Here is a 13,977-nt window from a genome sequence, read left to right on the forward strand (position 1 = left end):
AAAGAAAATATGAAAATGAAAAAATTAAATCAAATATTCAACTACAAATTAGAGATATTTAACCCAAAAAAGAACACAGAAAAGATTAAAAAACTATTAAAAAGACTAAAAAACGAATTTTTAGAAAAAATAAACAATTGGGAAAAATATAAACCAATAAGGGGTAAAATAGAAGACTTCTTCAAATTATGCAAAGATGGACTCAACATGAGAGACATACACAAATATACACATGATTCAGTAAAAAGAACCGTATATTTAAATGTATTTTTAGCAGGGCTCATCACATTACAAGGCTACACTACAAAAACAGCCCTACAAAAGCTTGCAGAAATGTAAAAAATCTAGGACCCTAAATATTTTATAAAACCTGTTAAAAATAGAAAAATAAATGTTATATAGAAATATTATATATAATATTTAAAGACTTTAAAAAGTAATTCTAATTAGAATTGTAAAAAAAGATAAAAATTATACTTCTAAATAAGAAGAAATAAAATAAATTAGCTTAAAAACAAAATTAATAAATGAAATAGACTAATTAATAAATAATTAGTCTAAAGTTGGATAATTTGGACTTTCATTAGTAATTAAAAAGTCATGTGGGTGAGATTCTTTAATACCGCTTGCAGTAATTCTAACGAAATTTGCAACTTCTTTCATTGTTTGAATATTTTTAGCACCACAGTAACCCATAGAAGATTTTAATCCACCAACTAATTGGAAAATAACCTCATTTACAGTTCCTTTATATGGAACTACACCTTCTACACCTTCAGGTACCAATTTTGAATGTTTCATTTGAGAACCTTTTTCTAACTCTTGGAAGTATCTGTCAGCTCCACCACCAGATCCACCAGTCATAGCTCCCATAGAACCCATTCCACGGTATTGTTTGAATTTTCTACCATTCATAGTTACTACATCACCAGGAGCTTCTAAAGTTCCTGCAAGCAAATTACCAAGCATCACTACATCTGCACCAGCACCAATAGCTTTTGCAATATCTCCAGAGTATCTTAAACCACCATCAGCAATAACCGGAATACCTGCTTCACTTGCAACATCAGCAACATCAGCAATAGCAGTTAATTGTGGAACACCAATACCTGCAACAATACGGGTAGTACAAATAGAACCGGGACCGATACCTACTTTAAGTCCATCTGCCCCATGAGAAATTAAATCTTCTGCAGCTTCATATGTAGCAATGTTACCCATACATAAATCTGCATCAATGTTATCTTTAATAGTTTCTGCAAATCTAACTACATTCATATTGTGAGCATGAGCACAGTCAATAGAAATAATATCAGCACCTGCTTGGTCTAAAGCCATAGCTCTATCAAGGTCAAAAGGGCCACATGCAGCAGCTACTAAATATTTGCCATTTTTATCAAGTGCAGCATTAGGGTGTTGATCTTGGTTTAAAATATCTTTAATAGTAAGAATACCTACTAAAGAACCATCTTCACTAATAACAGGTAATCTTTCCACCTTATTTTCATAAGCAATATCTAAAGCTTCTTCTGAGCTAATGTTCTCTTTAATAGTAACAACTTCAGAAGTCATTATTTCTTTAACTAATCTTTTAGACTCAGATTTTAAAAATGGCCTTACATCCCTTTTAGAAATAATTCCTACAATTTTATCATTTTCCATTACAGGAAGACCGCTAACAGATTCGTTCTCCATAATGTCTTGAACAGTTTCAATAGAAGATTCCGGACTAATGGTTACTACATCACGAACAGTGATATCCTCTGCACTTTTAACTTTTTTAACTTCTTTAACTTGAGATTCTTGATTAATATTACGATGAATTACACCGATACCTCCCTCTTGAGCAAGTGCAATAGCTAAATCTGCCTCAGTTACAGTGTCCATTGCAGCACTCATAATAGGAATATTTAATTTAATATCTTTAGTTAAACTAACCTTAGTATCTACATCTTTTGCTTCAATCCAAGAAGCATTAGGAACTAATAAAAAATCATCATAAGTATAACCAGGTTTTGCATTATAAATTTTATCAGAAAATTGCAATATTTTTACCTCCTTAAAAATTGTAAAAAAATAAACAACAAATATAATTAAAAATATTTAAAAAAATCATATTAATTTAAATGAATTAGAATAATTTAATTAAATATTTAAAAAAATCATATTAATTTAAATGAATTAGAATAATTTAATTAAATAAAATGATTAAATCAAAGATCATATAAATTTAGTTTTCAAAAGATTGTACGAGCTCTTTTAATTCAGCTACAGCATTATGATCAATGTGACCAGTATTTCTGTCTCCACCTACACAAGCAGCTCCTCTAACACCTACAACATCACAGCCAATATCATATAATGGTTTTAATTGATCTTTTTTAACAGAGCCTGCCAAAGCTACTTTTAATCCATAACTGTGAGCTTCTTCAGTGAATTTTTTACAATCATCAATGCTTAAGTAATCAAATAAAGTGTGTCCATCCTTTACAGCAGTATCTAACATAGCAATATCTGCACCAGAGTCTTTTGCTACTTTTGGAATATCCCAAGGACTCACTGCTCCAACCCTATGAGCATCAGCATAACCAGAAGCAACAACAGTAGCATTAGGATTATTATCCTTTACAGTTTTCACTACATTTTTCATTACTTCTAATCCTTCTTCATAGTTACTAGGACCATATAATCCTACTTTAATATAGTCTGCACCAGAAACCAATGCACCAATAGCAGCTAAAGAAACAGTTCCTGGTTTGTATGGAACATCTCCTAAAGTTGCACTTACAAGCATATCATCAGGAGTAATTTCCCTAATATCTTTAATTACCCAAGGGAAATTAGCTCCAAGGGAACCTTCTTTAGGATTTTTAACATCTACTATGTCTGCTCCACCTTCAATAGATTCTAAAGCTTCATCATGATTTATAGGACTAATTAATAAAAGCAAATATATTCCTCCAAAAACTATATCATTATTTATTTTTTCTAACTTAATAATTTTATAAATTTAATTATGATTTTAATATTTTTAATAATAATTCTAAAGAATAATTCTAAAATTTAATAAATTAATTTAAATTAAAATTTATTAAAATTTGGCTTAAATCTTGAAATTTTATTAAAAAATTTAATAAATTATAATTTAAAATTTTTATAAAATATTTTTCATTAATAAACTTTCAGATACAAAAAATATTATAAATATTATAAAAGATAATATTCTATAAAACATTTTAAATTATTTATAATTATATAAATAATATTATAAAAAGCTTTACATTTTTATTATAAGTTCTATGATTTCTTAAGAAAATATAGAGTAATAATAACTAATAAATAAAAAAATAAAAAATAAAAATAAGTAAAAAAGCTAAAAAAATTAAATAAACAAAGTAAAAACAAAATAGAAATGAATTTTATAGAAATTAAAATAAAAAGGAAATAAATAAAAGAAAAAGTCAAATAATTAAAAAAATGAAACTAAAAACTAATAAGGAGACCCTTTATCTTTAATATTGTCTCTTATTTTCTTATGTGGCTCTCTTGAAAGGCCCTCTTTTTGAGCTGTATTTCTTAAGCTTTCTATAATTTCATAGGTAGGAGTAAGAACTGGACAATTTTCAGTACACATTCCACATAAAGTACACATATATAAACCTGAACCGACACTGACTTTATTATCCTTAAGGTATTTGCTCATAGCAACACCACGACCACCTAAATAGCTAGAGTAACCAAATTCATTACCTACAATATTATAAACAGGACAACTTACAATACAATTACCACAGCCAATACACCAAAGACATTCATCAATAGCTTCTTTTCTGCCGTTATCTAGTAAAATAACTGCTACTTTTTCTGCTCCATACATATTTTTAAGAAGTTTTTTCTCAATATCAGCAGTTTTAGAAGGACCTGCTACAATATTCATATAAGAAGTTAAAGGTTTTCCAGTTGCATAAGCAGTTTCTAATTTAGCAATAGAAACAGAATCCTCTAAAGATGGTACTAGTTTATCAAGTCCTGCAACAATGATATGGAGTTTTTTATTTTGAACTATACTAATATTTCCTTCATTATGGAGCATTAAAATTGCACCATCTTCAGCAGCTATTGAATTGGAACCACTGATACCTATATAAGACTTTTCAAGAAGTTTTAAAACATCCTCTCTAACGGCTTCCATGATTTCTCTTGGAACTGAATTTAAATCTAAATCCATAGACTCATTGACAATATTTGCAATATCTTGAAGAGTTAAATGAGAAGCCGGCCCTGTTGGATGAACTGGATTGTTATCTTCTTTTTTTAATTGTAAAATACGGTCCCCTAAATCTGTTTCTACAATATTCATACCATGTTTTTCTAAAAACTCTGATACATTTATCTCACGTAATGTATTAGATTTAGATTTAGCAATGAAAACCTCGTTTTTATCAATATTGCTTGATTCAATTTCTTCATTAATCAAATCTAATAATATCTCTCTTGCTTCCATTTCATCATTTGCATAAAAACAATCAATGCCATTATCTTTAAAGCTTTCTTTTGCAATAGCAATTAATTCATTATTATTTTCTATTGCATCTTTTCTAATATCTATCACTCTTTTTTGAAGAGCCTGTATTTTAGGAGACTCAGAAAGAGGTTCAATCTTTTTCTTTAGATTATTGAATACTTTTCTCATTGATTCAATTTCTTCTTCTTTCATTGTCTTTCATCTCCATTATCAGCATCTTTTTCTAAATCAATATCTCTAGAATCATCATTTAAATTGATATGTTCTAGGGCAAATTCTGATAAATCTAAAACTTCTAAATTATCTGAATTCTGACTTAAATTCAATTTACAAAAAGGACATGCACTAATCAATAAGCTTGCACCAGTCTCCTCTGCCTCTTTAATTCTTAATTTAGCTATTGAATTAGATAAATCCCCATAAGCAGATTTTACACCACCACCAGAGCCACAACATCTAGATTTTTCCCTTATATTTTCCATTTCAACCAGATTAGAAATAGATTTAATAACCTTGCGCGGAGCTTCATATTCTCCTGCATGTCTAGCTAAATGACATGGGTCATGATAACTAACCTTTAAATCATTATTAAATTGAAGCTTGATTTTATTTTCTTTTATTAATTCTTTTAATAATTGAGAAATATGAATGACATCTAAATCAGCATCTAAATATTTCTTATAATCTTCTTTTAATGTTTTATAACATCCAGCACAAGAAGTAAGAATAGTTTTTCCTTTAAAGCCAGTTAAATTCTTATTCATTTGCTGAGTCGCATCTTCTAAAAAACCAGTTCTAAGTAGTACAGACCCGCAGCACTTTTCATCATCTAAAGTTTCATAATCTATATTTGCTAGTTTTAATAATTTTTCAGTAGCATCACTAATTGAATTTAATTTTTCACGTGCTGTACAACCTTTAAAATATAATAACATAATTTTACCTTATTTAATAATTAAAAATTCCTCTATTTTTAAGTAATTAAACTTATATATAAATAATATTTTTTACATTTAAAGATAGTAGCTGAAATAAGATTAAATCTAAAAAATATTAGTTAATCTAAATAAATTAAAATACTAAAAATTAATTAAATTGAATAAAATAGAATAAAATAATAAGATAATGAATAAAATAAAAAAATTCATTTAAATAGTATAGCTATTCATTTTTTTAGCTAAAAATTCATTTAAATAATATAATTATTCATTCTTTAACTAAAAATTCATTTAAATAGTATAGCTATTCCTTTTTTTCTTTTAATTCAGATTCAATATCTTCTAATTTAATTTCATCATGAATAGCTAAAGCTCTAACCAAGTCAGTCATATTCTGATTTATCTCATCAATTTTTACATATAATCTAAACAGAACATAAACAGTAAATGCAAATCCAACAACAAGCAATAAATCTAACCCTCTACCAAAACCAAAGAATCCCGCAAGGGGATCACTAAGTTTAGGAGCAAAAGCAAAGAAATTTATTATTAAGCAAATAACAACCCATAATCCAAATGTAGCAGGAGTGATTTTCTTAACACGCAACCTATTATACATAAAGATTATAGCTATTATAGTTATAATAATTAATAAAATTTGATATATACGAAATGGACCTATAATAATAACACTTCCATTTTAATCATAATTTAAATAAATCAATCACAAAAAACAATACCACTAAATCCTAAATAAATCAATCACAAAAAAGCAATACCACTAAATCCTAAATAAATCAATCACCATTTTAACTAAAATTTTTAAACCAACAATAGCATCCGTACCTTTATTTTGAGTTTCTGGAGTATAAATTGTAGTAATAGTTACTTCAGCTAATCTAAGATTTTTATCACTAATTTCTTTAATGAATTCAGATGAAACACCATATCCTCTTGAGACAATATTTATTAAATCTGTAGCATTAGCAGTGAAAGCTCTCAATCCAGATTGGGAATCTTTGACTTTCCTACCATAAAATATCAATGTTAAAGCATTCATAATAATATTAGCAAAGCTTTTACTAATTGGCATATCCTCAAAAGGTCTTGCACCAATTACAACATCAGCCTTTCCCTCTTTTAAAGGTTTACAAACTTTTGGAATATCTTCAATTCCATGTTGTCCATCAGCATCAAATGTTACAATGTATTTAGCACCCTTATTAAGTGCAACAACCATTCCTGTTTTTAATGCAGCTCCTAAACCTCTATTAATTACATGAGAAACTACAAATATATTACTAGGATATTTCTTTTTTGATTCTATAGCTAAATTAAGAGTATTGTCTTTAGAGCCATCATTTACAAGAATCACTTTATATCCCTTTTGAGCAATTCCCTCTATAATTTGAGATACAGTTTTCTCTTCATTAAAAGCTGGAACAACTAAATAAACATCTTTTGTGATTTTAGAATCTAAGTTCTGCATAGTATCGTTAAATTTAAAGAATTTAATTTATTCTATATTTTCAATTATAAAGAACCTTGTCTTCAAAATAATTTAATTTATTCTATATTTTCAATTATAAAGGACCTGCGTCTTCTTTACCTTCTCTCATTCCTTTTCCTGCTTCTTTTCTCATAAGCTTAGGATGGAACATCATTTTTATAAGGTTTCGAGCATGTTCACGAGCTCTATTTTCTGCTAATTTTTTAAGCTCTTTTGGGTCCTCCTCTTCATCTTCATGAACAAATACTTCTAAGATATGAGTATTAGTCATTAATTGTGCACGAATTAAGCCAGTAGATGCTTCATGAGCACACATCTTATCTTTTTCCATAGGTCCAGGCATTCCTAAAGCCATAACGATTTCACAATCTTCCTCTTCAATTAATTTTTTACTTGCTACTGGAAGATCTTTTACACCTGGAACAGTAGTGCGAATAATCTTAAGGTCTGAAGCATTATTCTTTAGTTCATCAATAGCTGCAGCACCCATATCAAAACGAGCAAATGTAGTATCTGCAATCCCTATTCTCATTTTACTCACCAATTAAATAATAATTATCTTAATAACAATTAATTCCAATAAAAATAATTAATAATAATTTCTTTTTATATTTTAATACAATATAAAATATGTTTTTAATTATATATAAACTTCAAAGATAATCATTACTTTTTTTGATTATTATTCATAAAAATAATCATATTATATATTTAAACCATGCATTATTAAAATTTATCATAAAAAGTAAAAAAATCAGTGCACCTACGAACAAAAATGGATAAAAGTGATACAAAAAATAGAAAGAAGTAATAATTAAAAAGTAAAATCCCATATAAATTTTACATCATGAAAAGAAAAATCAGCAAGCTTTGCACCATCATAACAATTTTTATCAAAAGTAATAAAATCCAAGTCATAAGAAGTTTTTAAATTATGATCATGAGCATCTAAAACTATTTCGTTATCTGGAGGATGAACACCATTCCTCCTTAACTTATTATTTAAGTTAAAATATTTATTAGTCCTTTTCTCAGTTAATTGGGAATAATTTTCCCAATCAGTTTTTCTTTTATAAGATACAATTCTTAAATCTCTCAAACAAAGGTTAATGGCTATTTCTAATGAGTCTAATGAAGGAAAACTTTCATCAACATATCTGTCCCAAAATGAAGACAAAGAACTTTTAATTTGTTTATAATCTTTTTTAATAGAAGTTCCTTGTTTAATATATTTATTTAAATCATTAAATCTTAAATTTAGAACTTTTTCCTGCTTTAAATCTTTCAATAATTTCTTATAAAATCGGACTAAGACTTCTTTTTTTGAAATAAAAACTTTATCAAATTCTTCTTTAACAAGATTTGACCAAAAAATAGCACTATACTTTCTAAATGCATTAATAGAATTATTGTTAAAGGGATCTATAAGAAAAGTATATGCTATGGAAAACATTAGTATCAACAAAAGAATTCATCCAAACCATCCTTTCATTATTTTTATAAATCTAATAAAGAATTAGTTATTTCACCTAATGTTCTTTCATCATAATACTCACTAGGTTTAGATATTTCAGTATAAAACTTTTGTTCATATTTAGATAAAAATAAACTGAATTCCTCTTGTTTTTCAACATAGTCTCTAGAATTACTTTTTTTAATTTGAATGATATCAATGAAATTAGTAATTAAATCAAGTATCATTTCTAAATGAGCATATAATGATTTATCATCTAAAATATAAAATGACATATCTTTAATAGAAGAAAAAGTAAAATATTCATCTTCATAAAGTGGAGATTTAGCTAAAATATCTTCAATTGATTCAAAAGATTCTTTAATATCTAATACTAACTGTGTGGAACTTTTTTCCTCATTATGAACAATTTTTTCAACTTTAGAAGAAATGATTTCCTTTAATTCTTTTAAAGCATTGACAAAAGAATCATAAAATTTAGCCCCTTGAGAAATATAATCTGATTGTATAATAATAGACTTTCCAGGCATTATATTATTTGTCACATGTTCCATTATAAAGCACCTCACATTATTTATTCATCAAGTACTTTTTTTATTTTTTCATAATTTTCAATTGAATTAACATCTACAATAGTATTATTAAGTAAAGTATCTTCAATAGTGTTATTAGATAATGAAATCACATCTAAATTTACATCATCAGAAGGCTCTTCTAATTTATCTCTTATAGCTATTTGTATAGTAACTATATCAATATCTCTATTATCAAATTCATCATTTAACTTTTTTAAGAATTCTTCTTTTATTAAGTCATTAAGATTTAATCCATGAACCTTAGATTGAAGTGTTTTCCATTCCATATCTATAACCTCCACTTCGAATATTAAAAAAAGAAAAAATTTTATAAAAATCTGTGTATTCAAACACGTTAATAATATATAGTAGTATATATTATTATGATTTGAGTATATATAAAATTAATTATTTTTAATTCTGGCTATGAATTAAATAAAACTAATTTAAAATAAATAAACAAATAATCAGAAATCGAAAAAAATTTAAAGAATTATTCACTAATAACTGTAATAGAATCTTCATTTTTAAATTGTTTCTCAAAAGTCAATTAATAAGCAATATTATCTTTAACCATTGTAGTAACTATACTAGAACCTGTAAAACTTAATTTCTACCATGTTTTTTAAAAATATCCATTCCTTCATCATTAGAATTAAGAATTTCATTTTCATTAATAATTTTAAAATTATCAATTGAAATATAATAGAACTCTTGACTAATCTCTAGATTTTTACTTTTAATTAGATCTTATTCTGAATAGAATTAATTTTACCTAAAACTAAATTGTCTTTGGTTAGATCATATAAAATCCTATAAAAATATAGAGCTCCGCTATAATACTTTCTACTTTCTAAATCAAAAGCAATAATTTTTAAGGTATCTAGAATAAATGGATTTACACCTAATTGAATATTTTTAGATTCAATAATTTTCTCTGCTTCTTTTTCATCTATTTTAGTATTAATACCACGAGATTTTAAATATTCCAATTCTCTAAATGCTTGTTTATTAAAATCAAAGTTTAAACTATAGTCATAGAAAACAGCAGCAATATCTAATTGGCCTTCTTCAACATAAAAGAAGCCAAAATTTCTATAAGCTCTTGCTATATCTTCATTTTTATATGCAAACTTTAAAGCATCTACATTATATAAGAAAAATCTATTATAAGTACGTGTTTTAGATTTATAAATATCTACTAGGGATAAAATAGTTTTTGATGATACTGGATTAATTCTTAAAGCTTTCAGTAAATATTCTTCAGCTTTTGTAAAATTATCATTTTCTAAAAGTAAACTACCATAAAGATAATACAAATCAAAAAGTGGTTCATTAAGAGGTATATAAGCTAATTCCTTTTCTAGGCCAATGTATTGATAAAATAAAATCTCTTCTAAAGGATTTAAGAAACTGTGAAACTCTTTTTCAACAATATGTTTTTCATTATCCTTATTTAATTTGTTAATTTTTACTTCTTTACGCCAATTAACTTTTTTATCCTTGATAGAAGATGTTCTATAAGATTTTGGGCTTCTAGAGAGTTTATTTTCCTCGTATCTCATATATTGAATTTCAGTAATAGGTCTATTTGATTTAAAATCACTTTCTTTATGGTTTTCTTTATTTTCATATTCATCCTTGAAATTTTCCATAAACTTATCTAACTTATTTAATGCAGTTTTTTTATCACGGTTTTCAATATATGGAATAAGTTCATCAAGAACTCTGGATATATTAGTTTTTTTAGAGTGAATATTCATTTCATCATGATCGAAGTCTAAAGATTGCCAAATTAATTTTGAAATCTCCTTAATTATCTTATAGGAAGATTCATGATTTTTATAGTGCTCTAGTTGAGATACTAAATAATCCCTATCTAAATCAGGATTTCCACTTAAATTTCTCTTGATTTGGCTTATTATCTCATCTGTCATTTAAATCATCAAATAGTTAATAAATTAGTCAATTAAAAAGATTAAAAAATGATTAACCTAGATTTAACTAATAATTTTTATATCTTTATTTTTCTTATAATTCTCTATAAAAAGTCACTACTGCATCTAAATAGAATAACTTTGCTACTTCCATAATATCATCAGACATATATCACATTTTTTTTATTTTAGAGGAATAGAACTTTGATTATTTTTATAAATTTTAGTATCAGCAAAAATCATAATACCAACTAAAATTAATTCAACTATTAAATATTATATTGATAGTCATATTAAAAAATAACTATTAATTAAATTCAAAATATAAAATTGAGAAAAATATTATAAAAATAATTTTTAATAGAGGATAATTATTTTAGAAAATAATATTTTTTTAATCATATAAATAGTTTATCTTAAATTTAAAAGCAATCAAATAAGAATAACAGAATACTAGAATGATATAATAAAAAATAAATAGAATAATAAAATTAAAAATAAATAGAATAATAAAATTAAAAATAAATAGAATAATAAAATTAAAACTAAAAAAAGAATTTTATATTAAAAATAAATCCAATTAGTCTTTATTAACCAAATCAAGAATCTTTGCCCGTGCCTCACCAATTGTTAAAGGATAATAGTCACCGAAATCTAATCCATCTTTTTTATTTAAAATCTCTGCAAGGTGAGCTATTCTAGGTAGGCGTAAATCAGCAGATCTAATAAGTTCTACATCGGAAAAGACCTCATTAGGTAATCCATTAGCAATAATCTCACCATCACTAATTAAAAAAATTTTATTTGAATAAACAGGAACTAAATCTACATCATGAGTTGAAATAACAATAGTCATTCCTTCTTTATTTAAATCATGCAATAATTTAAGTATATGAGAAGCACCCTTAGGATCAAGGCCAGATGTAGGTTCATCTAGAATCATAAGCTCTGGTTTCATAGCTAAAATACCTGCAATAGCTACTCTTTTCTTTTGTCCACCACTTAAATGGTGAGGGGATTTCTTTTCAAAGCCAAACATCCCTACTTTTTCAAGAGAATCTTTTACCCTTTGTTCTACTTCCCTTATTGGTAGGCCTAAATTCATTGGGCCAAAAGCCACATCTTCCTCTACAGTTGGGGCAAATAATTGATTATCTGGGTTTTGAAATACAATTCCTATTTTTTGGCGAGCTTTTAGAAGACTTTTTTTATCATATTCTAACTTTTCCCCATCAATAAAAATCTCACCAGACTTCGCTTGATGAATACCATTAAAATGTAAAAATAGTGTTGATTTTCCTGCACCATTTCTTCCTAAAAGAGCAACCATCTCCCCTTTTTCTACTTTAAAATTAATATTATTTAGTGCTCTTGTTCCATCTGGATATTCATAAACTATATTTATTGCCTTTAAAATAGTAATTCCTCCAACTAAATAATAATTATTATATCTATGAAAGTATATAAATTTTAAAAAAAGTAATAAAAAACCATTTAAAAACTTAAAAAAAGTAATACTTTTAAAATAAAAAAAGTTAAAATTTATAATCAATTCTAAATAAAAAAAAAAAAGAAAAACAATCAATAATAATTTAGAATAATTTAAAAAAAAATAATAAAATAATTTATGTATTTCACATAAACTATTATTTTAAAAATAAGCTATTTTTTAGTTCTAAATTGAACAAATACTAATAATATTAAGCTAATAATTAAAATTAACAATGGATTTCCAGCTACAACACCAGAAATTCCTTTTTGGTTATTATTTTTTATAGAGGAATTTTTATTATTAAAATCATATTCTGTATTAGTATCTTCATTTAAATAATCATCTTCATCATCATCCTCTAAAGAATCAACTGAATCATCATCTAAAGAATCAGTTGAATTATACTCTAAATTAGTACTATCCTCAGTTTTGTCTTCTAAATTAGTATCAGTAGAATTATTTGAAGTATCATTCGAAGTATCATTAGTAGAATTATTCAAAGTATCATTCGAAGTACCATTAGTAGAATTATTCAAAGTATCATTTGAAGTACCATTAGTAGAATTTTCTATTTCTTTAATACTTACTTTATATCCAAAATAATTTTGAATTAAATCAGATGAAGAAATTAAAGTTTCAAAATCAAAGACCATTTCATGAGTATCATTTATCTTTTTAATAGTTCCATGATCTGAAACTCTTAAACCTCCATTATAGTCATTTATTACATTTTTAACCAATTCATCACTACTATTTTTATAATACCTATCAGTAAATGTCCAAACAGCTTCGCTAGCTATTTCTTTGTCAATGCTTACTGCATCATAATAATTATAAAATAATATTTTTAAATATTCTCCAACTGAAGAATTATCTAAATGATTCCTAATTACAGAGGTATCCTTAACTGAAAAAGATTCTCCAGCTTCAGCACCATGTAATGTCATATCAATACAATATCCATTATATCCATCAGAGAAACTAATATTACGTATTCCGCCATTATCAGTAGTAACTGTGCTAGAATTTTCATTTAATGAATTATCCTGATCTTTATTATCACTAAGTATATTAGATTTAAAATTATTTTTAGCTTCTAAAGAATTCATATTAACTGAATCTGCACTAACTTCCCCAATATTCTCATTATAAATATCTACAGTATCTAAATTAAAGTTATCATCATTAATATCACTAGCAGAAACTGCAACAGTAAAAGTTAAACATATAATTAATAATATAAAAGTTGTATATTTTAAATTCATAATAAACCTCTCTAACCATTTAATTTATAAAAAAATATACATTAGGTAAACGTATATTTTATGTAAATATATATTTTATATAAATATATATTTTATGCAAATATATATTTTATATAAATATATGTTATTATATAAATATATATCTTATTAAATTGTAAATTTAGTTTTTAAATAAGTTAATAAAGTAAGTAAAATAATAATTAATTAAAAAAATAAAAATACAGGAATAATATGTTTTAAAAATTAGAAAATAAAATGATA

13 protein-coding genes and 1 pseudogene are annotated in these 13,977 nt (G+C 25.5%); 1 reads left to right on the forward strand and 13 read right to left on the reverse strand.

Annotated elements, in window-relative coordinates:
* Window positions 1–339: pseudogene (locus BM020_RS09820) on the forward strand (IS5/IS1182 family transposase); the annotation flags it as partial.
* 213 nt (window positions 340–552) lie between these two features.
* On the opposite strand, the gene guaB reads toward BM020_RS09820, so the two are convergent.
* The 13 genes from guaB to BM020_RS04645 form a co-directional block, all read right to left on the reverse strand.
* Entirely contained in the window at window positions 553–2,046 is a 1,494-nt protein-coding gene (gene guaB / locus BM020_RS04585) for an IMP dehydrogenase (RefSeq protein WP_067146203.1), read from the reverse strand.
* Window positions 2,047–2,230: 184 nt separating this feature from the next.
* Window positions 2,231–2,950, reverse strand: coding sequence for a (5-formylfuran-3-yl)methyl phosphate synthase (locus BM020_RS04590; protein WP_067146201.1), 720 nt, complete (start codon window positions 2,948–2,950; stop codon window positions 2,231–2,233).
* Between the two features lie 540 nt (window positions 2,951–3,490).
* On the reverse strand, window positions 3,491–4,717 hold the full coding sequence (locus BM020_RS04595) for an LUD domain-containing protein (RefSeq protein WP_067146199.1): 1,227 nt from the start codon (window positions 4,715–4,717) through the stop codon (window positions 3,491–3,493).
* Window positions 4,714–5,460 (reverse strand): (Fe-S)-binding protein, encoded by a 747-nt coding sequence (locus tag BM020_RS04600; protein WP_082762104.1) that lies wholly within the window; start codon window positions 5,458–5,460, stop codon window positions 4,714–4,716. The genes BM020_RS04595 and BM020_RS04600 overlap by 4 nt, the downstream gene beginning before the upstream one ends.
* Before the next feature lie 307 nt (window positions 5,461–5,767).
* Window positions 5,768–6,151 (reverse strand): DUF2304 domain-containing protein, encoded by a 384-nt coding sequence (locus BM020_RS04605; protein WP_327037150.1) that lies wholly within the window; start codon window positions 6,149–6,151, stop codon window positions 5,768–5,770.
* Between the two features lie 93 nt (window positions 6,152–6,244).
* Complete coding sequence (locus BM020_RS04610) at window positions 6,245–6,952, reverse strand: glycosyltransferase family 2 protein (protein WP_074798397.1); 708 nt, start codon at window positions 6,950–6,952, stop codon at window positions 6,245–6,247.
* Window positions 6,953–7,046: 94 nt separating this feature from the next.
* A complete protein-coding gene (gene ribC / locus BM020_RS04615) occupies window positions 7,047–7,505 on the reverse strand; it encodes a riboflavin synthase (protein ID WP_067146193.1) in 459 nt (152 codons plus the stop codon).
* A 282-nt stretch (window positions 7,506–7,787) separates the two neighbouring features.
* Window positions 7,788–8,426, reverse strand: a complete 639-nt coding sequence (locus BM020_RS04620) for a hypothetical protein (RefSeq protein WP_067146192.1) — start codon at window positions 8,424–8,426, stop codon at window positions 7,788–7,790.
* A 44-nt stretch (window positions 8,427–8,470) separates the two neighbouring features.
* Entirely contained in the window at window positions 8,471–9,001 is a 531-nt protein-coding gene (locus BM020_RS04625; protein WP_067146190.1) for a hypothetical protein, read from the reverse strand.
* 20 nt (window positions 9,002–9,021) lie between these two features.
* On the reverse strand, window positions 9,022–9,309 hold the full coding sequence (locus tag BM020_RS04630; protein WP_067146188.1) for a hypothetical protein: 288 nt from the start codon (window positions 9,307–9,309) through the stop codon (window positions 9,022–9,024).
* A gap of 456 nt (window positions 9,310–9,765) precedes the next feature.
* A complete protein-coding gene (locus BM020_RS04635; RefSeq protein WP_067146186.1) occupies window positions 9,766–10,959 on the reverse strand; it encodes a tetratricopeptide repeat protein in 1,194 nt (397 codons plus the stop codon).
* A 580-nt stretch (window positions 10,960–11,539) separates the two neighbouring features.
* Complete coding sequence (locus BM020_RS04640; RefSeq protein WP_200781247.1) at window positions 11,540–12,376, reverse strand: ATP-binding cassette domain-containing protein; 837 nt, start codon at window positions 12,374–12,376, stop codon at window positions 11,540–11,542.
* Window positions 12,377–12,621: 245 nt separating this feature from the next.
* Window positions 12,622–13,716, reverse strand: coding sequence for a hypothetical protein (locus BM020_RS04645; RefSeq protein ID WP_067146184.1), 1,095 nt, complete (start codon window positions 13,714–13,716; stop codon window positions 12,622–12,624).
* Window positions 13,717–13,977: the final 261 nt, after the last annotated feature.

The organism is Methanobrevibacter olleyae, from assembly GCF_900114585.1.
Taxonomy (GTDB): domain Archaea; phylum Methanobacteriota; class Methanobacteria; order Methanobacteriales; family Methanobacteriaceae; genus Methanobrevibacter; species Methanobrevibacter olleyae.